This window comes from Leptolyngbya sp. GGD, assembly GCF_026735145.1.
GTDB classification, from domain to species: domain Bacteria; phylum Cyanobacteriota; class Cyanobacteriia; order Leptolyngbyales; family Leptolyngbyaceae; genus Leptolyngbya; species Leptolyngbya boryana.
This window is the reverse complement of the sequence record NZ_JAPQKE010000003.1, coordinates 327,085-348,130: the sequence shown is the minus strand read 5'-3', so window position 1 is coordinate 348,130 and position 21,046 is coordinate 327,085. Positions and strand designations below refer to the sequence as shown.

At 47.2% G+C, this 21,046-nt stretch carries 24 protein-coding genes; 16 read left to right on the top strand and 8 right to left on the bottom strand.

The window, feature by feature from the left end; genetic code table 11:
* Positions 1-143 precede the first annotated feature (143 nt).
* The 4 genes from OU814_RS16565 to OU814_RS16550 all read left to right on the top strand — a co-directional run bounded on the left by OU814_RS16565 (position 144) and on the right by OU814_RS16550 (position 2,128).
* Positions 144-1,265 (top strand): geranylgeranyl reductase family protein, encoded by a 1,122-nt coding sequence (locus OU814_RS16565; protein WP_017287830.1) that lies wholly within the window; start codon positions 144-146, stop codon positions 1,263-1,265.
* Between the two features lie 90 nt (positions 1,266-1,355).
* Positions 1,356-1,565, top strand: coding sequence for a type II toxin-antitoxin system HicB family antitoxin (locus OU814_RS16560; RefSeq protein WP_017287829.1), 210 nt, complete (start codon positions 1,356-1,358; stop codon positions 1,563-1,565).
* Positions 1,566-1,652: 87 nt separating this feature from the next.
* A complete protein-coding gene (locus OU814_RS16555) occupies positions 1,653-1,784 on the top strand; it encodes a type II toxin-antitoxin system HicA family toxin (protein WP_017287827.1) in 132 nt (43 codons plus the stop codon).
* Between the two features lie 8 nt (positions 1,785-1,792).
* Complete coding sequence (locus tag OU814_RS16550) at positions 1,793-2,128, top strand: hypothetical protein (protein ID WP_017287826.1); 336 nt, start codon at positions 1,793-1,795, stop codon at positions 2,126-2,128.
* 17 nt (positions 2,129-2,145) lie between these two features.
* Here the strand turns inward: OU814_RS16550 and OU814_RS16545 are convergent, their stop codons facing one another.
* On the bottom strand, positions 2,146-2,526 hold the full coding sequence (locus tag OU814_RS16545) for a hypothetical protein (protein ID WP_017287825.1): 381 nt from the start codon (positions 2,524-2,526) through the stop codon (positions 2,146-2,148).
* Positions 2,527-2,651: 125 nt separating this feature from the next.
* Entirely contained in the window at positions 2,652-4,184 is a 1,533-nt protein-coding gene (locus tag OU814_RS16540; RefSeq protein ID WP_017287824.1) for a metallophosphoesterase family protein, read from the bottom strand.
* Positions 4,185-4,292: 108 nt separating this feature from the next.
* Here OU814_RS16540 and OU814_RS16535 point away from each other — a divergent pair, with 108 nt between their 5' ends.
* Both OU814_RS16535 and OU814_RS16530 read left to right on the top strand, forming a co-directional pair.
* Positions 4,293-5,444 (top strand): pyridoxal-phosphate-dependent aminotransferase family protein, encoded by a 1,152-nt coding sequence (locus OU814_RS16535; protein ID WP_017287823.1) that lies wholly within the window; start codon positions 4,293-4,295, stop codon positions 5,442-5,444.
* Positions 5,445-5,611: 167 nt separating this feature from the next.
* Positions 5,612-7,153 carry an AAA family ATPase gene (locus tag OU814_RS16530; RefSeq protein WP_268184399.1) on the top strand — a complete coding sequence of 514 codons (1,542 nt, stop codon included), beginning with the start codon at positions 5,612-5,614 and terminating at the stop codon, positions 7,151-7,153.
* Between the two features lie 9 nt (positions 7,154-7,162).
* On the opposite strand, the gene OU814_RS16525 is transcribed toward OU814_RS16530, so the two are convergent.
* A complete protein-coding gene (locus OU814_RS16525) occupies positions 7,163-8,149 on the bottom strand; it encodes a glycosyltransferase family 2 protein (RefSeq protein ID WP_268184397.1) in 987 nt (328 codons plus the stop codon).
* Positions 8,150-8,715: 566 nt separating this feature from the next.
* A complete protein-coding gene (locus tag OU814_RS16520) occupies positions 8,716-9,750 on the bottom strand; it encodes an aldo/keto reductase (RefSeq protein ID WP_268184395.1) in 1,035 nt (344 codons plus the stop codon).
* A gap of 398 nt (positions 9,751-10,148) precedes the next feature.
* Here OU814_RS16520 and ebsA point away from each other — a divergent pair, with 398 nt between their 5' ends.
* The 8 genes from ebsA to urtE all read left to right on the top strand — a co-directional run bounded on the left by ebsA (position 10,149) and on the right by urtE (position 17,874).
* Positions 10,149-10,526 carry a type IV pilus biogenesis protein EbsA gene (ebsA, locus tag OU814_RS16515; RefSeq protein ID WP_017287819.1) on the top strand — a complete coding sequence of 126 codons (378 nt, stop codon included), beginning with the start codon at positions 10,149-10,151 and terminating at the stop codon, positions 10,524-10,526.
* Between the two features lie 162 nt (positions 10,527-10,688).
* A complete protein-coding gene (locus OU814_RS16510; protein WP_268184378.1) occupies positions 10,689-11,777 on the top strand; it encodes a phosphotransacetylase family protein in 1,089 nt (362 codons plus the stop codon).
* A complete protein-coding gene (gene ureG / locus OU814_RS16505; protein WP_017287817.1) occupies positions 11,774-12,406 on the top strand; it encodes an urease accessory protein UreG in 633 nt (210 codons plus the stop codon). The genes OU814_RS16510 and ureG overlap by 4 nt, the downstream gene beginning before the upstream one ends.
* A gap of 182 nt (positions 12,407-12,588) precedes the next feature.
* Positions 12,589-13,914 carry an urea ABC transporter substrate-binding protein gene (gene urtA, locus OU814_RS16500; protein ID WP_026148586.1) on the top strand — a complete coding sequence of 442 codons (1,326 nt, stop codon included), beginning with the start codon at positions 12,589-12,591 and terminating at the stop codon, positions 13,912-13,914.
* A 140-nt stretch (positions 13,915-14,054) separates the two neighbouring features.
* The gene (locus OU814_RS16495) at positions 14,055-15,215 is read left to right on the top strand and encodes an ABC transporter permease subunit (RefSeq protein ID WP_268184375.1); all 1,161 of its coding nucleotides are present in this window, start codon (positions 14,055-14,057) and stop codon (positions 15,213-15,215) included.
* A gap of 15 nt (positions 15,216-15,230) precedes the next feature.
* A complete protein-coding gene (urtC, locus tag OU814_RS16490; protein WP_017287813.1) occupies positions 15,231-16,406 on the top strand; it encodes an urea ABC transporter permease subunit UrtC in 1,176 nt (391 codons plus the stop codon).
* Positions 16,366-17,121, top strand: a complete 756-nt coding sequence (gene urtD, locus OU814_RS16485; protein ID WP_268184372.1) for an urea ABC transporter ATP-binding protein UrtD — start codon at positions 16,366-16,368, stop codon at positions 17,119-17,121. The genes urtC and urtD overlap by 41 nt, the downstream gene beginning before the upstream one ends.
* Before the next feature lie 6 nt (positions 17,122-17,127).
* Positions 17,128-17,874 (top strand): urea ABC transporter ATP-binding subunit UrtE, encoded by a 747-nt coding sequence (gene urtE, locus OU814_RS16480; RefSeq protein WP_017287811.1) that lies wholly within the window; start codon positions 17,128-17,130, stop codon positions 17,872-17,874.
* Between the two features lie 730 nt (positions 17,875-18,604).
* On the opposite strand, the gene OU814_RS16475 is transcribed toward urtE, so the two are convergent.
* Positions 18,605-18,766, bottom strand: a complete 162-nt coding sequence (locus OU814_RS16475; protein ID WP_268184369.1) for a hypothetical protein — start codon at positions 18,764-18,766, stop codon at positions 18,605-18,607.
* Positions 18,767-18,778: 12 nt separating this feature from the next.
* On the opposite strand from OU814_RS16475, the gene OU814_RS16470 reads away from it, so the two are divergent.
* The gene (locus OU814_RS16470; RefSeq protein ID WP_190649844.1) at positions 18,779-18,976 is read left to right on the top strand and encodes a hypothetical protein; all 198 of its coding nucleotides are present in this window, start codon (positions 18,779-18,781) and stop codon (positions 18,974-18,976) included.
* Here the strand turns inward: OU814_RS16470 and OU814_RS16465 are convergent.
* From OU814_RS16465 to hisH, 3 genes are read right to left on the bottom strand one after another with little or no spacing between them, the layout of a single operon-like run.
* A complete protein-coding gene (locus tag OU814_RS16465; protein WP_268184366.1) occupies positions 18,973-19,272 on the bottom strand; it encodes a hypothetical protein in 300 nt (99 codons plus the stop codon). The genes OU814_RS16470 and OU814_RS16465 overlap by 4 nt on opposite strands.
* Entirely contained in the window at positions 19,269-19,802 is a 534-nt protein-coding gene (rsmD, locus tag OU814_RS16460; protein ID WP_268184363.1) for a 16S rRNA (guanine(966)-N(2))-methyltransferase RsmD, read from the bottom strand. Before rsmD ends, OU814_RS16465 begins: the two co-directional genes overlap by 4 nt.
* Positions 19,799-20,440 carry an imidazole glycerol phosphate synthase subunit HisH gene (gene hisH, locus OU814_RS16455; RefSeq protein ID WP_017287807.1) on the bottom strand — a complete coding sequence of 214 codons (642 nt, stop codon included), beginning with the start codon at positions 20,438-20,440 and terminating at the stop codon, positions 19,799-19,801. Before hisH ends, rsmD begins: the two co-directional genes overlap by 4 nt.
* A 49-nt stretch (positions 20,441-20,489) precedes the next feature.
* Here hisH and OU814_RS16450 point away from each other — a divergent pair, with 49 nt between their 5' ends.
* Complete coding sequence (locus tag OU814_RS16450) at positions 20,490-20,999, top strand: pyroglutamyl-peptidase I family protein (protein WP_268184360.1); 510 nt, start codon at positions 20,490-20,492, stop codon at positions 20,997-20,999.
* Positions 21,000-21,046: the final 47 nt, after the last annotated feature.

Here is a 21,046-nt window from a genome sequence, read left to right as displayed (position 1 = left end):
CTGCCAAAACAGGTTACATTGCTCTAAGTGATATGACATTCCTCACCTCGCACACTTATGAGGATTCTTAAAACAGTTCGGATCGCGGTGAGAAAGTTTGAATGACCTAGATAGCGTTGACGTAGGAGTGAACTTCCAGCTTTATGTTTGACTGTATTGTTGTTGGAGCAGGTCCCGCCGGCGGAACTGCTGCTTACCATCTCGCAAAACGCGGACGTTCAGTTTTAGTGTTAGAGAAAGACGCTCTGCCTCGTTACAAACCCTGTAGCGGCGGAGTTTCACCTGCGATCGCGCAATGGTTCGAGTTTGATTTCAGCCCCGTCATTTCTCGCAAAGTCAATACAATCCGCTATACCTGGAAGCTCGGTGATCCGGTCGATGCGACACTGGAAACGCCTGAACCGATGTGGATGGTACGCCGTGATGAGTTTGATCAATTTGTGATCAAACAAGCTCAGCAAGTCGGTGCAGAAGTTCGAGACGGAACGGCGGTAACGGGGATCGAATTTAAAGGCGATCTCTGGCTCGTCCAGACCACCGCCGGATCTCTAGAAGCAAAGTATCTAATTGCAGCAGATGGTGCAAAGGGTCTGATGGCGAAATGGCTCGGATTCAAAGAGCGCAAGACGCAAATGGGTGCAGTCATGGAAGCACCTCATGCGATCGGGCAAACGGCTCAATTTGATTTCGGCATGTTGAAGAACGGATTTATCTGGAATTTACCGAAATCCGAAGGGTTCAGTGCCGGAACTGCATCATTTAGAGGCAACGATAAGACCGACTTTGATAAAGCCTTGTCGAATTATGCAAAAGAGGCTGGATTCAATACGAGCGGCGCACAGATTTATACCCATCCGATCGTATTTTGGGACGGGGATCAAGTCTTACATACTCAGAATGCAGTCCTTGCTGGAGAAACGGCAGCGATCGTTGATCCAATGACCGCAGAAGGCATTCGTCCTTCGATGTTTAGCGGCATGAAAGCGGCAGAAGCGATTGATCAAGCACTCAACGGCAATGCAAACGCGCTTGCTGAATATACCAACGTGATTCAGCAAGAGTGGGGCAGCGATATGGTTTGGGCACAACGATTAGCAAATCTGTTTTATCGAGTTCCGGGGATCGGGTACAAGGTGGGTGTGAAACGTCCGACTGCAACCGATCGTTTGGGCAAAATTATGTGCGGTGAGTTGCGTTATGCAGATGTAGCCACCCGTGCATTGAAGCGTTTAGGCGGTGGATTGATCCCTGGAATGGGCGGTTAGTCTAGCTTTTAATGAAGCAAAGCCTCGGAATTTAGATTAATTCCGAGGCTTTGCTATGCTGACTAATGTAGGTAGAGTTTTGGGAATGCGATGAAAACTCGTAGCTTTACAGTCATTATCTCTAAAGAAGACGACATGTATATTGCCGAATGCCCAGAAGTTGGCACAGTTGATCAAGGTGAAACGATCGAACAAGCTGTTGCCGGACTGAAAGAGGCAACCCGTCTGTATCTTGAAGAATTTCCAATACCTGACGGATCGCCCAAATACATCACTAGCATTGAAGTGAGTTATGCCTAAACTGCCACGAATTTCAAGCAAAGAAGCAATTCGGGCATTAGAGCACTTAGGTTTGAGCAGATTCGTCAAACGGGTAGTCATGTTGTGATGCAAAAAAAGACGGACAAGGGCACTGTAGGATGTGTTGTTCCCCTGCATCGGGAATTGAAGGTTGGAACACTCAGCGGAATTCTCAATCAAGCACAAGTCACAACCGATGAATTTATCGAGAATCTATAAGGGTCTTTATGCTAGATGACGACAGAGAGATCGGCAAGATTGGAATGATTGCGTTTACAGTCGTCAGCCTCTTAATGGGATTATTGGCATACTGCTGTTTCACCCCCACGCTTCAAGGACTGGAGTTTGCGACCTTCTTTTTCAGCACGAATGGGTACAGTATTCCTATACCCTTACCATTCTGGGTAGCAGGTTGGATTTATATCTTCGCGAGTATCTCATTTCTGCTTGCGGCGCTTTGGTCTTTTGGCTTCTACTTGATGTCTCCGGGCAAGAATCCTGACTATGAGGAATACTTGTATCCTTCATCGGAAGCCAAAGACAATCATACAAACAGCCTGTGAGCTTCCGACGAGATCAATTAAGCTTTTTGCTCGTAGTAGCTAGAAATATGCTCGTAAACATGTTGCGGAAACTCTAGATCTCGATAGACATTACAAGCATCGAGATCATCAGGATTTGGACAAATTGGAAAGTTTTGATGCTGCTGCCAATCTAAAACACGATCTCGTTTCGGTGGATTGTAATCTTTGCCTTGAACCTGCTGATAAAGCGATTTTGCTTCCGCTTCACTGCATTCTTCATCTTTCAGAAGGTACTCAATCACCTCTTCTTGCGAAAGAAAATGTCGAGCCACCATTGCGAAAACTAAACGCCCATAATGCTCGATATTTTCACCTGCATCTAACGCATCCAGTAAATGCGCCATCATGTCACTTTTTCTCAAATCTTCGACAGACATAGACTTCTCAATAAATTGATCTACTATGACTGTTGTAGAACTGATGATCTAAGATGACTTCTGCCAAAAGATTCAAATGATCCGCATCAAGCTGATCCAAAGAATGATCTGATTCACATCAAACATCAGCCGATTACAATCGGGTCTAATGCTCGATCGTGCCATTGCCGCTGCGACCATTCCGAAACATAAGGACGCAGAACAAATTTCACAGGTTCACCATCCATCACGTCAATTCGTAGAAAAGAATAAGGACGCTGTTTGTCCTTTCCTTGCCCAGTTCGTCCGACAAAAAGTTGAGACTTCGCCACAATGCGATCGTCTTCTTCAATCTCGGTTCCCTCCTCTCGTTGTCGTCGCAAACTATAGCCACTCCCACCACAGATCACCCAATTAATATTGGAATCTGCATGTCCAGTCTCAACCGTCCGAAGGTACTCAAAACAATGAGCGTGACCCGTAAGCACAAGATCAACAATAGAGCGCTCCTTGATATCAACCGCTTTCGCTACATCATCAAAAACCTGCCGCAATCGATAGCGCACCGCATGAGTTTGTGCTTGATACCATTTCGTCGCCTCGGTCACATAGGGGGGATGATGAAAATAGATAATTCTGCCTCGCACGTCAGGAGAATTGAGGGATGCAATTAAGCGATCGCGTAACCAGTCTAACTGCTCATAATCTGTCACCGATGCTTCTGTATTCAATTGCTTATCAATGTCAAGCTGAATCTCTTCAAGTTGTTGAAGTTTGACGCGAATATCATCTGCTGCGTCTGACTGTTCGGGTTGATTGACATTTAAGCGAGAGAGTTCTTGTAGCAATTGCTGCATTTCTTGCTCGATCTCGTTACGACGATCGAGTAATTTCCCACGGTCTTCTTGAGTACTCGAAGGCACAATCGGCTCATTAAATGTATTGGAGTCGAGGGCAAAGAAATCAATCCCGCCGTAACGGAACGTATAGTAGCGGTTTGGCAAACGAGTAAATAACCCAGGCTCGTATTTTAAGCACCGTCCTGTTGAAGTTTCAGCCGTGTAATGTCGATCGAGATGTTCGGCTAAATGCATTGGGTCTTTCAGCCACAACGTATCCATGAACGCTTGGGCAAATGCTTTTCCTTGATAAGATCCATGAAAACGAATATCGAGATCAATCTTTTTTCGTAATAACAGTCTCAATGGATAAGAAACCTGAGCTAATACACCATAAAATAGGGTTAAATCATAATAATCATGATTTCCCAACACAGGTAAGAATGGGAAGTTAAACACCATTTGATCAAACTTAATCTTGGTCGGTGTTTCTCCCCCAACTAAAAATTCTCGGTAAGGCTCAATAAAATTTTGGGGATAAAATTCACTAGAGCCAACAAGATAAACGACATCTCCAGTATGTAAAACAAACCGACATTCGTCCTTATGAAGCAACATCTGCTCAGCAATTTGGCGTTGGGGAAAATGCCCAGGGTGTCGTCCCGATCCACTATCACCAATCACCAAGAAAGAAAAAGCATTTTGTTCGCGCGGATCATCAATGACAAAACGGGTTTGATCAATTCCGCGATCGCGCAAACTAGGGGCTTTCCACTGCACCCGCTCCCGCATTTTTTGAATTTTGAGTGCAGTAGAGGGTTCCGAAACAAATCTCATCATGATCAATCTCGATACATGATTAAATTCTGAACGCTGAAACCCGAATTTTCAACCATCTGTGTAATCCTGGATCAATGCGTAAATTTCTAGCTTTCTAAGGAACCCATCATGGACGACAAGTTAATGTTAATGATTCCGGGACCAACTCCTGTCCCTGAACAGGTCTTATCGGCAATGGCAAAGCATCCGATCGGACACCGGAGCGGCGATTTTGGCAAAATTGTGGCAGAAGTCACGCAAAATCTCAAATGGCTCCACCAAACGCAAAATGATGTCTTAATCCTCGCAGCAAGTGGCACAGGCGCGATGGAAGCCGGGATTATTAATTTTCTTAGCCCAGGCGATCGCGTTTTAGTCGGGACGAATGGAAAATTTGGCGAACGATGGGCAGAAGTGACGGATGCCTATGGTTTGCAAACCGAACGCCTCTCAGTAGATTGGGGGAAACCGCTTGATCCAGAAGCATTCCGACAACGCTTGGAAAGTGACACTGACAAGCAGATCAAAGCGGTCATTGTTACCCATAGTGAAACTTCAACGGGTGTGATCAACGATCTCAAAACGATCAGCAGCTATGTCAAAGCACATGGAGCGCTGATGATGGCAGACACCGTGACCAGCCTCGGTGCAACCAGCGTGCCCGTGGATGAGTGGAGCTTGGATGTGGTGGCATCAGGTTCACAAAAAGGCTACATGATCCCGCCTGGATTGGGATTTGTTGCAGTCAGCGCAAAAGCTTGGGAAGCCTACAAGACGGCAAAACTGCCTCGGTACTATTTGGATTTAGGCAAGTATCGCAAGTCGAGCGCAAAAGATACCACGCCGTTTACGCCTGCGATTAATTTGTTCTACGCGATGCAAGCCGCGCTGAGAATGATGAAAGCTGAAGGCTTGGAGAATATTTTTGCGCGTCATGAACGCCTGCGCCAAGCTGCACGGGCTGCTGTAAAAGCGTTGAATATGCCTTTGTACGCAGCAGATGAGTGTGGCAGTCCAGCGATTACTGCGGTGATGCCAAACGGAGTCGATGCAGAACAAATTCGCTCTGTGATGCGGAAACGATTTGATATTGCGCTGGCAGGTGGACAAGACCATCTCAAAGGCAAAATCTTCCGAATTGGGCACTTGGGATTTGTCAGCGATCGAGATTTATTAACCGCGATCGCGGCGCTAGAAGCGACCTTGCAAGAGTTGGGCTATGACAGCTTTACGCCTGGGGCAGGAATTGCAGCAGCGGCGAAGGTTATCTCGAATTCCTAATTGAACTGCCGCGTTTCGGCTACGCTCACCGTTCAGTGCTGAAGATCTTTAGGTTCCAGTGCCTTTGCGGATTGATCGCAGCCGAAACCCAATCCTCAAGATGTCACTCGCGCTAATTCTGTATTCAAAGGGAATTCTGGGAAAGTGTTACTTTTCAGAACCCCCCTATGAGTCGTTCCGTTTCGATCGCGTCAAATCTCCAAGACCTTCAGACTTTAATTCTGTCTTTTCATCCGGTCATCGCGATCGAAACCGTCGAAGAAGAGCGGGTACAAGACTTGCTCAGAACAGCAACGCAAGAAATGGGCTTATCGTTGTTTGAGTGGAGCATGACTCAGGGATTAGTTCGTGTCTCTCAGAGCGATCGCTGGACAAATGAGTATGCTCCGCCCGGACAAACTACTTCTGGGTACGAAAACTCAGGCGATCCGCTAAAGCTGCTCGAAACAATTCAATCTTTAAACATCCGAGGAGTCTTTTTACTCAAAGATTTTGCGTCACACCTCGAAGATGCAAAGACAGCCCGGCAGTTTCGAGAACTGGTGCAATTGTTTGGGCAAACGCGATCGGTGATTGTTCTAGTGGGGGCTGAGATTGCATTGCCCGTCGAACTTGCACATGATGCTTGCTTTTATGATCTCAAACTTCCAGGACGAGATGAATTGCTGCAAGCTGTTCAAGACATTGTGCGATCGCTGCGGGTCAAAAATCGGGTGCAAGTCGAAGTCCAAGATCAAGACTTGCATCTGCTCGTGAAATCGCTCACCGGGATGACCTTAAAACAAGCCCGTCAAGTTGTGGCTTATGCCGCTTTAGAAGATGGCAAACTGACGGCGCAAGATGTGCAGCGAATTCTGCAACGCAAAGCGCAGATTATTCAAGAAGGCGGCGTTTTAGAGTATTTCCCGATGGATGATACGCCGCTTGATTTGGGCGGTTTTACCGGACTCAAACAATGGCTTGCTTATGCCAAGGTTGGATTTAGTCCGCAAGCTCAAGCCGTGAATTTGAAACCACCCAAAGGAATTTTAATTGTCGGGATTCAAGGCTGCGGAAAATCTCTGGCAGCAAAAGCAATCGCGCGCGCCTGGAAGATGCCCCTGTTAAAGCTCGATGCAGGTCGGCTGTACGACAAGTATGTCGGCGAATCGGAGAAGAATTTCAGACATGCGATCGCACTTGCTGAATCGATGGCTCCCGCCGTGTTGTGGATTGATGAAATCGAAAAAAGCTTAGGCAACAATGGTGGAGATGCGGACGGCGGTTTGAGTCGGCGAATGTTTGGATCATTTCTCACCTGGATGCAAGAAAAAACAGGCGAAGTCTTCGTGATTGCTACCGCAAATGATCTCTCCCAAGTCCCGCCAGAACTGTTACGCAAAGGGCGATTTGATGAAATCTTTTTTGTTGATCTACCGGACGATCGCGAACGCCTGACAATTCTACAAATTCATCTCACCCGCCGCCGCCAAAATCCAGAGACGTTAGATTTATCGGCTTTGGTTGCTGCAACGGATGGATTTAGTGGTGCAGAGATTGAACAAGCAGTCATTACAGCGTTGTATAAAGCGTTGTATTTGAATAAACCGTTAGAGACTGCACTATTGTTAGAGGTGATTAAATCGACGGTTCCACTGTCGATTACGCGGCGTGAAGATGTGCAGCGACTTAGAGCGATCGCTCAAGAGCGGTTTGTTAGTGTTCGATAATTGCTGATTTCAATCGTGACCTCGATCGAAGTGTTCTTGGGGCACAGAAAATTTTTGTTGCTCAAATCCCGCCACCTCAGACAGTGTATAGAGTGGGCGGTTTTTTACTTCTTCATAGATGCGCCCAATGTATTCTCCCAAAATTCCAATGCTGAGCAGTTGTACCGCACCTAGGAAGAAAATCGCGACTACGATGATAGTTAATCCAGTCAAGGGTGAAGCTGGATAAGCAATTCTCCAGTAAAACGTCAGCAGCATCATCACGATCGCAACTAAAGCAGCAAATAATCCTACATAGGTTGAAATCCGCAGCGGCACTTTCGAGAAGGAAACTAAGCCATTGATGGCTAACCCAAGTGATTTGTGAAATGTGTATTTCACATCGCCAGCAATTCGAGGATCGCGCTCGAATTGGATTGCAGTCTGAGAAAATCCAACCCACGATCGCAAGCCCCGAATGTAACGATTGCGCTCAGGCATTGCATTGAGTAAATCCACGACTTGACGATCCATCAAGCAAAAATCGCCTGTATCCGTTGGAATATCGACATCCGCAAGCTGTTTGAGCAATCGATAAAACACAAAAGCTGTCAAGCGCTTAAACCATCCTTCCTTGCGCCGCTGAGTCCGCTGAGCATACACCACTTGATAGCCTTGCCGCCACTTCTCAATCATCGCGGGAATCAGTTCGGGCGGATCTTGTAAGTCTGCGTCTAAGATGACAATCACGCGACCTCGAACATAGTTCAAGCCAGCCGTGACAGCAATTTGATGTCCGAAATTGCGAGCTAAGCTGAGATAACAAACGCGCGGATCGCGATCGTGTAATTCTCGAATTAACTGCAAAGACCGATCTCGGCTCCCATCATTGACCAAAATCAATTCAGATGGGGCATCGAGCCTGTCCATTAGCGCACTCACACGACCATACAGCGCGGCGATCGTCTCTTCCTCGTCATAAATCGGAATGATCAGCGTGTACTTTGGTAGAACCATCGAACCTATCTCCACAACCAGGTCAGCGCGATCGCACTTAGACTACTAGCTCGAACACCGACTATAAAATCGTGCTATCTCTTGCCTTCGAGATCTGTTAGAGCACAAGATTGATTTTCCCAACTGATCAATCTTAGCTGGCGTGAAGCTTTCATCGAAGAAGTCACTAAAATTTGTGACTCATATTCACTTTGAGCCGATATGACTTCACTGAATGATCAACGATGAATCGAGTGCTTGTTGGCAGAATTCTCGAATTTGCGGAGAAGAGAAACTATCATCACTCGCTTTACTAGCTACGAAGTAATTTTGTAGCCAAGCACAGCCTATTTGTATGATTGTTCTACATGGATGAGATAGTAAGGAAATGTGCTAGCTGAAATTAAACTTTAGCGAACGATACATCTCAATCAGTTAAGTGAGTCCTTATGCAGCTATAGCAATCCGATTTGAGTTGTGAAATTTGGGGGACTTAGGGGTCACGACAGACTATGCTTTTCACGATCAATTTAGGACTGCTATAGCTAGCACTTCTGAAGTTGATTGATGAAAGCTCAATGCAGAAGCTATTGACGAGTGCGATCGAGTTTAGAAACGACTCCGCCAAATGCAAAATTTTGCACCATCTCGCTTGCCAGAAAGTCATGCGGAAAGCCAAGCTCGATCGTACTCACATCATTCAATCTCTGAAGCTGTTCTGAACTGAGTTCAAATCCTAAGCAATCCATGTTCTCCTTGAGTTGATCGAGCTTGCGCGAACCAATGATTGGAATGATGCTACCCGGTTGTTGACGAATCCAATTCAGTGCGACTTGCGCCGGGAGCTTACCTATTTCAGCAGCAATATCGAGCACAGTTTGAGCGATCGCGAGTTGCTTTTCAGTGACCGGGCGCGAAGTATCAGGATTACTCAATCGTCCTTCCACAGGTTCCGGCTTGTTATATTTACCCGTTAAAACTCCTGCTCCAAGCGGACTCCAAGCCGTTACTCCAATCTCAAATGCTCGTGCCATAGGCAGGAGATCTCGCTCGGGAGTACGTTCAATCAGAGAGTACTCAATCTGTAGTCCGATAAACGAAGTCCAGCCGCGAAATTGCGCGATCGTATTTGCCTGAGAAATAATCCAGGCAGGTGTATCTGAGATGCCAATATAGAGAATCTTGCCTTGTCGAACTAAGTCATCAAATGCTCTCATGACTTCTTCGACAGGTGTTGTAAAGTCCCAAGCATGGAGCCAAAGTAGATCGATGTAGTCTGTTTCTAGGCGCTTCAAACTTGCTTCAACTGCTTGCACCATGTTTTTCCGATGATTGCCAGCAGCATTCACCCCGCCGTTGCCCATGTTGAGTGAGTACTTTGTAGCGAGTACCCACTTTTCGCGATCGCGTTTAATAAATTCTCCAACAAACTTCTCGCTGGTTCCATTGGTATAGAGGTTTGCGGTATCAATGAAATTTCCGCCTGCTTCTGCAAAGGCATCAAACATTTTGCGGCTCTCTTCATACGCTCCGCCCCAGCCCCAATCCTCTCCGAAGGTCATTGTGCCGAGACACAATTCCGAGACTCTGAGACCGCTCTGTCCTAGTAGTTTGTATCGCATCGTTTTTCTAAAAGTGCAGTGAAGGGTAACGGTTCATTCTTCCCCGGATTGAGGGAAATTGAATGAAGCATTGCATGACATGCTGCAATTGAAAAGTCATCGAATCAATCGGACTCGCGGTGCATCGATTGCGCATCGCGTCGAGCATCTTAATTATCAAGACTAGGCTAAAACTCTCCGATGAGTCAGGCTCAGAATCAATTTCTTAGTGTTGTTTTACAAATTGCAATAAACGGTTCAACTTCATGACGAATTTAGATTTAGCATCGCGCGAAAGCCTAGCAAAATCTGACCTGTGCGCTTTCTACTCATCCTGGGCATAATGAATCCGCCCACCAAGATACTCACGGTTCTGTCTGATACATTCACCCTTTGGATTGACGAAACAGGAAGCCAGCATGTCCATTGAGAAACTTCAACCTGCACCTACGCAGCAAGTCGGGGTCTACACGCCATATTATCCTCAACAAACCAAAAAACAACTTCTTCCATTTGCGATTAGCCTCTATCAAAAAGGGGCGCTTGAAGGAGAACGTAGAATTGAGGGAGCTGAAAGTATTCCGTTTATTGCGACTTGGAATGTTTCAACCCTACCTGCGGATTTGTGCCGTTGTCGGATTCAATTTGAAGGCAATGCTGAACTCAGTTATGAGATCATGATGGCGAACTTCGAGTTTGTTGACTTCTTAATTGATGTCATTCTTAATTTTAAGCGGAGTCGGCTTTCTGATTTTTCCCAGTCGTTTTATCGCAAGCTGTTGCGCATCGACGAATAGAGGGTTCAATTCCATCTGATTCTGATCAAGTCAGGGCGATCGTAGAATTCTACGATCGCCCTGACTTTTGCCGTAGTTCCGAACTGAGTGTATCCAAGATTGCGATAAAATTCATAAAGCTACAAGGCTGTTCATTGAGTCATCATTATCCGGAGTAAGCGCGTGCCAAAGTCCGCCAAGTATTTAGTCATCGGTTCGCTAGAAGCTTACAGTGGCAAATCGGCTGCCATTTTAGGAATTGCTCATCAACTCAAAGCGAAAGGGATTGATCTTGCCTACGGCAAAGCGCTAGGCGGCGGCTGGGGTCAAACTCAGATGGCAGATAATGATGGTGATATTCAATTTGTGGCAGAGGCGATACAACTGCCACAAGAACGGCTCCAGGCTCCCGTCCTCAACCTCGATACGGATACGGTTGAAAGACGGATTAGTGGAACTGATCAGCAGGACTATCCACAATTGTTGGCGCAGCGATCGCAAGCGCAAAAAGGCGATTTAGTCATTCTAGAAGGACCTGGAAATCTCAGTGAGGGTAAATTGTTCGATCTCTCATTGCTGCAAGTCGCAGAAACCATTCAAGCCCAGGTAATGCTCGTCACACGGTTTCATTCTGTACTCTTGCTCGACCAGATTTTGAGTGCAAAAGAGCAATTAGGCGATCGCTTGTTAGGAGTTTTGATTAATGATGTTCCGGCGGATCAGATCAATTCCATCAATCAGTCACTCCGTCCTTATTTAGAACAGCAAAATATTCCCGTGCTAGGCGTGTTGCCGAGTAGTACGTTGTTAAGAAGCGTTAGTGTTGCAGAATTAGTGCATCAATTAAATGCAGAAGTGCTCTGTCGCCCTGATCGCTTAGATCTCATGGTCGAAAGTTTGACGATCGGCGCGATGAATGTCAATTCTGCTTTGAAGTATTTTCGAGCGAGACACAATATGGCGGTGGTCACAGGCGGCGATCGCACGGATTTACAGCTAGCAGCGCTGGAAACTTCCACACAGTGTTTGATCTTGACCGGGCACATTGCGCCGACGAAAGAGATTGTGGCACGCGCAGAGGATTTGGAAGTGCCGATTCTTGCAGTCGATTTAGATACATTAACAACTGTTGAAATTATTGAACGAGCCTTTGGAGAAGTGCGATTGCAGGAGCCAATTAAGTTTCAATGTATTTGTCAAATGATTGAAGCTCATTTCGACAGCGATCGCTTATTGTCCGCTTTAGGATTAATGCCAGCAAGTACACGATGACACAAACATTAGTTTCAACCGCATTCCGAGTCGGAATTGCAGGTCCAGTGGGATCAGGGAAAACAGCGTTAGTTGATGCCCTTTGTAAAACGCTGCGCGATCGGTTTGCGATCGCAGTTGTGACGAATGATATTTACACGCAAGAAGATGCGAAATTTTTAGTGCGATCGCAAGCTTTAGACCCGAATCGAATTTTGGGAGTCGAAACGGGAGGCTGTCCTCATACAGCAATTCGGGAAGATGCATCGATGAATCTTGCTGCGATCGAGCAACTTGAGCAGCGATTTCAGGATTTAGAGCTGATTTTCGTCGAGAGTGGTGGCGATAATTTAGCTGCAACCTTTAGTCCTGAATTGGTTGATCTGAATCTCTATGTAATTGATGTTGCAGGCGGGGATAAGATCCCGCGCAAAGGTGGTCCCGGCATCACAAAATCTGATCTATTGGTCATTAATAAGATTGATTTAGCGCCCTATGTCGGTGCCGATCTGCAAGTTATGGAGCGAGATGCAAAGTTGATGAGAGGGGATAAACCTTTTGTCTTCACAAACTTAAAAACACAAGCTGGATTAGGCACCATTGTTGATTTTGTGACCACTTACGCAGGGCTGAACCTGACGCAAAAATAACAAAATAACCCTTAAATTGTAGTCCTCAATACAATTCTTGCCAGAACACAAGCCCTAGTATTTCAGAGATATTACTGAAGCTTGAAATCGCGACATCTCTGCGACTCGCTCCTTCGCAGAGCCAATCTTTTTTGGATTGTTCGATCGCTCTTGCTTGGTTCAATACGTCACTACTTTGGACTATGACAAACTCATTCGGACGGCGTGAATTTATTGTTTTTGGCTCCACTCTTGCAGGGAGTATTTTGTTGAAATCGTGCGGAGCGCCCACAGCTTCAACGGGTTCAAGTTCAGGTTCTTCTCCTGCTGCTTCTCCTGCTGCCAATACCGCAGCATCGGGCAACACGATCAAGGTGGGAATCTTGCACTCGCTCTCTGGCACGATGGCGATCTCTGAAAAGAGTGTCGTCGATGCTGAGCAATTAGCGATCGAGGAGATCAACAAAGCGGGCGGTGTGTTAGGCAAGCAGATCGAAGCGGTCGTTGAAGATGGCAACTCGGATTGGCCAACCTTTGCTGAGAAAGCGAAGAAATTGATCGATCAAGACAAGGTGGCAACGGTCTTTGGTTGCTGGACTTCAGCAAGCCGGAAAGCGGTACTGCCTGTGTTTGAATCGAAAAAACACTTGCTCTGGTATCCCGTGCAGTATGAAGGGCAAGAATGCTCTAACAATGTGTTCTATACGGGTGCTGCTCCCAACCAACAGATCGAACCTTCGGTCGAATGGTTGTTGCAGAACAAGGGCAAAGAGTTCTTCTTGGTGGGTTCAGACTATGTCTTCCCCAGAACTGCAAATACGATCATCAAAGCTCAGTTAGCAGCTCAAGGCGGAACGGTGAAAGGGGAAGACTACATTCCCTTAGGCAACACCGAAGTCAAATCGGTTGTAGACAAAATCAAGCAAGCGCTTCCGAATGGCGGCGTGATCTACAACAGCTTGAACGGCGACACGAACGTTGCATTCTTCAAAGAGCTGCAAGCATCTGGCTTGACACCTGACAAGTATCCTTCGATGTCGGTGAGTATTGCAGAAGAAGAAGTTAAAGCGATCGGGGTTGAATACCTCAAAGGTCACTATGCAGCATGGAACTACTTCCAAACGGTGAATACACCTGCTAGCCAAAAGTTTGTGCAAGCATTCAAGGCGAAGTATGGCAACGATCGAGTCGTGAACGACCCGATGGAAGCTGCTTACATCATGGTTTATCTGTGGAAGCAATCCGTTGAGAAAGCAGGAACCGCTGATGATCTCGATAAAGTGAAAGCAGCCGCGTATGGTCAGACCTTCGATGCACCCGAAGGAAAAGTCACCATGAACTCGAACCACCACTTGTCGAAGTTTGTCCGGATTGGTGAAGTTGGAGATGATGCGCTGTTCAAGATTGTTTCCGAAGGCAAGGAAGCGGTGAAACCGTTGCCTTGGAATCAGTTTGTTGCAGAAACGAAAGGCTTCTCCTGTGATTGGTCTGATCCGGCGAAAGGTGGGAAGTTCAAGCTGACAACCTAGGGATTGATGGCTCTGTCTCATGTCACAGAGGTAGGGAGTGGGGAGTAGGGAGTAGGGAAAGAATTGTACGATTCCGTTTCCCACTCCCCACTCCTCACTCCCTACTTCCTCATTTCTGTCATACCGACTTGGAGGAGATTTTGCTATCAGGACTTTTGAATGGATTGTTCAGTGGGCTAAGCCTAGGTTCAGTACTGTTACTTGCAGCATTGGGACTGGCGATCGTCTTTGGACTCATGGGTGTGATCAACATGGCGCACGGTGAGTTAATGATGCTCGGCGCTTACACAACTTTTGTGGTGCAAAATGCCCTGAAGCCGTTGGGTGGCATTTGGTTTGATGCCTATATTTTTGTTGCTTTGATCGCAGCGTTTATTGTGACTGCCATATTTGGCGTGGTGCTAGAGCGTGGGGTGATTCGATATTTGTATGGGCGACCGCTGGAAACGCTGCTGGCAACGTGGGGTGTGAGCTTGATCTTGCAGCAGTTGGTTCGCAGTGTGAGTTGGCAATTTGTAGTTGGGCTGATTGTCTTCTGTGCGTTCTTCTTCGGGGGACTGTGGTTTTTAGCAAAACGCCCGAATTTTGAGCAATTTCGAGGGTGGGCGATCGCGCTTTTACTGCCGATCTCGGCTGGGATCGCGCTCTCGCTCGGAAATTATTTAGGTCAAGCGTATGGGCTGCTGATGACCAAACCGTGGTTTGGCGCGCAAAACGTGGATGTGACGGCTCCGCGATGGTTGCGGGGTGGATTGTCGATCGCGGACACACAGCTTTCCTATGCTCGGATTTTTATTATTGTCTTGACGATCGCGTGTTTGTTTGGCGTGTATTGGTTTTTAAATCAAACGTCCTGGGGCTTGCGAATTCGTGCGGTCACGCAGAATCGCAGCATGAGTGCTTGTCTCGGAATTCCGACGCAGAAAGTGGATGCTTTGGCATTTGCGATCGGGTCTGGGCTAGCTGGAGTCGCAGGATGTGCGGTGAGTTTGCTCGGATCAGTTGGTCCTAATACGGGACAGAACTACATCGTCGATACCTTTATGGTGGTCGTCGTGGGTGGGGTTGGTAAGTTAGTCGGTAGCATTATCGCAGCACTGGCGATCGGAACCGCGAACTATATTATTGGCTCGAACTTGTTAGTCGATGCGTTTAGTTTCTTTCCGCCGTTGGCTGAATTCTTTCGGTTCTTCTCAACGATCAGCATGGCAAAGGTGATGGTCTTTGCATTAATTATTGTGTTTCTACAGTTCCGCCCGGCTGGACTGTTCCCGCAAAAGGGTCGAACGGTGGATGCTTAAAAAGAGGATGACGTTGTGAAAAGGGAAATTCCTTGGTGGAAAACGAAATCGTTTGCAATTGAAGTTGGACTTGTGATTGCGATCGCGCTCTTGCTGATCTTTGTGATTCCGCCTTTGTTAGTCGGCGTGGGTCAAGCCTTTCGCGTGAATTTGCTCGGGCGGTTTTTAGCGTTAGCAATTGTGGCGTTAGGGATTGATTTAATCTGGGGCTACACTGGCATTTTGAGCTTGGGTCACGGATTGTTTTTTGCGCTCGGTGGCTATAGTTTGGCAATGTATTTGCAGTTGCAAATTCCCGCCGGACAACTTCCTGAATTTTTCAGTCTCTATGGCGTCACTGAACTGCCAGCTTTTTGGTTGCCGTTTTACTCGCTGCCGTTTACGGTCTTTGCGATCGTCTTGTTGCCGACGGTCGTGGCGGCAGTGCTAGGCTATCTGGTGTTCCGAAATCGGATTCGGGGCGTTTACTTTTCGATTTTGACGCAAGCGGCTTTGATCGTATTTTTCAACTTCTTCAATGGTCAGCAAAAGTTGATCAATGGAACGAATGGATTGAAGACGGATACGGCGACTATTTTTGGACAAGCGGTAGGTTCGCCCGAGGTGCAGTGGGTGTTCTACATGCTGACGGTCTGGTTGCTGGTGGGCGCTTATGCACTGTGTCGATGGCTCACGAGTGGTCGATTGGGACGGTTACTGGTTGCAGTTCGGGATGATGAACCGCGCTTGCGATTTTCTGGGTATGACCCGACGGCATTTAAGGTATTGGTGTTTGCGATTTCTGCGGGACTTGCGGGGGTCGCAGGTGCATTGTTCACGGTGCAGTCTGGGATCATTTCGCCCAAGTCGATGGACATTGCTTTCTCGATCGAGATGGTGATCTGGGTGGCAGTCGGCGGTCGGGCGAGTTTAGTCGGCGCGATTTTGGGTGCTTTGATTGTGAACTTTGCTAAGAGCGTGCTGAGTGAACAGTTTCCCCAGGTTTGGTATTTTTTCCAAGGTGCATTGTTCCTCACAGTTGTGACGGTGCTGCCGGGTGGATTGGTGGGCTGGATTCGCAATGAAGGCTTAGAGCTTGTGCGATCGCGAATTCTTGGCAAACGCTACCTGATGACCTACCCAAGTTTAGAAGAAGATCCGGAAGTGCAATATGAGCGAGAAAATCTTGCAAATCGAAAATCTGACCGTTAGTTTTGATGGCTTTAAGGCGATCAATGACCTGAATTTTGACCTGGATACGGGCGAGTTGCGGGTGGTGATTGGACCGAATGGAGCCGGAAAAACGACCTTTTTGGATACGATTACTGGGAAGGTGCAGCCGACGGTTGGAACGGTCTACTTTCAAGGTCGAAACACAAAAGGTCTCAAAGAACACCAGATTGCGCGGTTAGGTGTGGGGCGAAAGTTTCAAACGCCGAGGGTGTATCTAAATTTGACTCCGCGTGAGAATTTGGAGCTTTCTTGTACGCGCGATAAGAATATCTGGAATGCGATCGTTGGAAAAACTCCGGCTGCGGAACGGCGAACGGTGTCTGGGCTGCTGGAAACGATCGGGCTAGATCTCAAAGCGGATATTAAGGCAGCGTTGCTGTCTCATGGCGAGAAGCAGCGGTTAGAGATTGGCATGTTAGTGGCTCAGTCTCCAGATTTGCTGTTAGTTGATGAGCCAGTTGCCGGGTTGACGGATGAAGAAACCGAGAAGGTGGGGGATCTGTTACTAGCGCTGGCAGAGAGTCATTCGATTATTGTGATCGAACACGATATGGAGTTTGTCAGACAGATTGCTCGTAAAGTCACAGTGCTGCATCAAGGCAGTGTGCTGTGTGAGGGTTCGATGGATGAGGTACAAAACGATCCGCGAGTCATTGAAGTATATCTAGGGCAACAAGAAGATCACGCTGCGTAATTTACTATGACGAATACAACGTTAGAACCAATGGGAATGGACATTGCGGTTCCGATGCTTCAGGTGTCGGGATTGAATGTGTACTATGGCGAGAGTCATATTTTGCGGGATGTGGATATGACGGTGCATCCGGGCAAGATGGTCTGTCTGATTGGGCGCAATGGGGTGGGAAAGACGACGCTTTTGAAGTCGATTATGGGGTTGCTGAAGCCGCGCCGAGGAACGATCGATCTGGGTGGTGAGGCGATTACGATGAAGACTCCGGATCAGCGTGCCCGGTTGGGGATTGGCTATGTGCCGCAGGGTCGGGAGGTGATTCCTCGGCTGACGGTGAAGGAGAATTTGATGTTGGGGATGGAGGCGTTGCCACCGAAGAAGCGTACGGCTGACATTCCGGATGAGATTTTTGAGTTGTTCCCAGTGTTGAAGACGATGCTGGCTCGGATGGGCGGGGATCTCAGCGGTGGGCAACAGCAGCAGTTAGCGATCGCGCGGGCTTTGATGGGTCAACCGCGGTTGCTGGTGCTAGATGAGCCGACGGAGGGGATTCAGCCGTCGATTATTCTGGAGATTGAAGCTGCGGTGCGGCGGATTATTGAGACGACTGGGATTTCGGTGTTGCTGGTTGAGCAGCATTTGCATTTTGTGCGTCAGGCGGATTGGTACTATGCGATGCAGAAGGGTGGGATTGTGGCTTCTGGATCGACGAGTGAGTTGAGTAATGAGGTGGTACAGCGGTTCTTAGCGGTTTAGCATCAGGCGTAATTTTCTTTGGCAAACCGAAGCAGGAGCGAAACACCTGAGAGGTTTGCCAAAAGGTTAGAGCCAAGACAAGTCGATCGTTTTGAGAATTGAAAGATTTGTCATCGGTATAGATAGAGACTATAAAACGAGCAAGAGACTGCTCTCTCACTAATCACGCAGTTTACTCCTGATAACGGGTCTGAAACCGATGGTCAGTTCGTCCTGTTCCAATTTTAGAAAGCAGCACTGATCAAAGAAAGACAATAGAAGTTGATCCTAAATATGAAAGTCTTATTGAGCGTGGAATGTTAAGAGGTTTGGGACTTGAGGGTATATTTAGAGCAGAAAGTCAACTTCTACATAACTACTCCTGGAAAGGGCTTGCCCAAACAGATGGAGAGAAATCCCCTTTATTGTCTGAACAGTAGAGGGGATTTCTGCTGAATTCTGGCAACGGGAAAACGCTAGATTCCGATGGCGATACAGGGAGGATGTCAGGGTTTCCTATGTACAGTTCTCGAAGTCATGGCTTAGACCATTCAACTCAAGGTTACTTTGAGCGTTCCGGCATGGGCTTAGTCCCACTCCGAGAGCGATAATATTTCTGCTCTCCACTACAGGCAATGAGTGGAAGCACAAGAGTAAAGATCAGAGTGAGAGAAAGAATCCGTTTCATGATTGGTTCAGTAAAGGACAAGATTAGGGTGGACATTAATACTCGGACGGTAGCATCAAGGCTCTATCGCAGACATAGAGTTTGATGTTGCTCAGGCGCTTGAGTCTCTACAACGGGGATAAAACACAAGCGATCGCTCACCTTTGAGATGACCTTACGATCGAGAACTTTGAAATTTGGCGAAAAAGTAGGAGTATAGTCTTGAAACTGCTTCTGCTTTTGCAACAGGAGAGCGCAATGCCAGAGATTCCACGGCAACTGAAACCCGATGAATTGCATCAATGGCAGATAGCAATTGCAGAAGCCGATCGACATAACATTCTCTGTCATTGTCGAGACTGTGACTATGAATGGGTTGCATCCAAGCCCGAACCTTGTCAATGTGGAAGCAAGCAGGTCGAACATATCGCTTGCTGGCAGTTTCCGGATGGTTAGCGAATTGGGATAAACGGAAAAACCGTTCTAATAAACTTCCGTAACCGCAAAAGCCCGATCGTTTTTCTCAGTCCCGGAGAAACCTGATTGCGCGGATTTTCAGGCGGACGTTGTTGAAGTTGAGCCTGAAGATCAGCATATTCAGCAGCCGTCAGTCGTTTGTTATCAATCGGCGATCGCGCTTCTGTAATAATCTCAGTTCGCGCCACTTCCTCAGGCAAATCTTCTGGCGGGGGAAGTGCCGTGGCAGGCAGCGCAGCAGTCAGAACAAACAACGTCACAAGCTTCCAATTCATAGCTGATAAAACGTTAGTGCAGTGTTACCGTAGCGTTTCTGGCGAACGATCGAAAATCCCGAATCTGGTAACTCATACTCAGGACTATGCTCGATCGCAAACTCACCGTGGGGAGCAAGTAGATTCAGTTGCTCGACCAACTGTAAGACCGGAACATACAAATCGCTCGCATAAGGCGGATCAAAATAAATTCGATCGAACTGTTGCCCTTGTAAGCGATTGAGTTGTTTGACGACATCCCCTCGTAACAATTGAAAAGACTGATCTGGCTTAGCAACTTGTTTCCAATTTTGCTCAATCACAGCACAAGCTTTGGGAGATTGTTCAATCCCAACTACGATCGAAGCTCCTCGACATAGAGCTTCCGCCCCCATCGAACCACTTCCAGCACACAGATCGAGCCAACGACACTGATCGATCGTACCTTGCCAAATGTTAAACACTGCCTCGCGCACCCGCGCTACCGTTGGACGAGTCGCCTGTCCTGGAAGCGTTTTCAGAGATCGATTGCCGTAAATTCGCAAACTCATACCTGCAATAGCTGACGTTGATTCACTAGCTCAACAAAGTTCGAGAGCAACTGCAAGCCAGCCGTAGAGGATTTTTCTGGATGAAACTGCACTGCCATCAGATTATCTCTCGCGATCGCAGCCGTCACAGTTTGCGTTCCATGCGTAATCGTTGCTGCCCGAATGCTCGGATCAGTCGGCTCAACATAGTAGGAATGTACAAAATAGACCCAAGGCTTCTCACCCAAGCGCTGCCAGAGGGCACAATCTGGCTGAGTGAACTCTAATTGATTCCAGCCCATGTGCGGAATCGTGATATCAGGCTCATGATGAAATCGCTTAACAACTCCTGGCACAATTCCCAATCCAGCTTCTTTGCCTTCTTCGCTCGACTCAAACAAGATTTGCAAGCCTAAACAAATTCCTAAAAAAGGCTTACCACTCGCAATCACATCTTTAATCGGCTGAACGAGATCGCGCGATCGCAAATGCTGCATCGCCGGATCAAACGATCCCACCCCTGGAAGCACGACCGCATCTGCGGATTCGATTTCTTTGGCAGAGTCCGTCACGATCGTAGTTGCACCTGCGTTATCTAGCCCTTTACAAGCCGAGTGCAAGTTTCCCATATCGTAATCGATGACCGCGATCGTGGGCATTGCTCATTCCTCCAATCTAATATTTAGATTCTAGTAGCAATCTGGAACGATGAAAATTCTCCTCACCTCATTTTCGACTTGGATGCCTCACCAGCTCTCCAATTCATCGGATGATTTACTTCAAGCGATCGCTGATCACCAAGACTGTCATTTTCTACGCAGTATTCCAGTCGATTTTGAACTCGCACCGAAAGTCACGATCGCCCAAATTCAAACGCTTAATCCTGCTGGCATTATTTGCTGTGGAATGGCAGAATCGCGCCAAAAGTTATCGATCGAATCTAATGGCAGATTTCAGAGCGAAATTCTGCGATCGCGCTTGAATCTAGAAACTCTGCTCGAAGGAACGACCACCACCGAAATTAGTCATGATGCAGGAGATTACGTTTGTAACTATCTCTACTATTCCGTTTTGAAATATCTAGAGCATTGCCAACTAAATCAACCCTGTGTGTTTATTCACGTTCCAATTTTGACTTCAGCAAATCACACTGCAATCGTTGAAGATTTTCTGAGCATTCTCGATCGCATTCGATCGCAGTGCGATGGATTGATATAAAGCTTGCCTGTGCAAAACTGACAATAACAATTGCCCACAGAAATCTC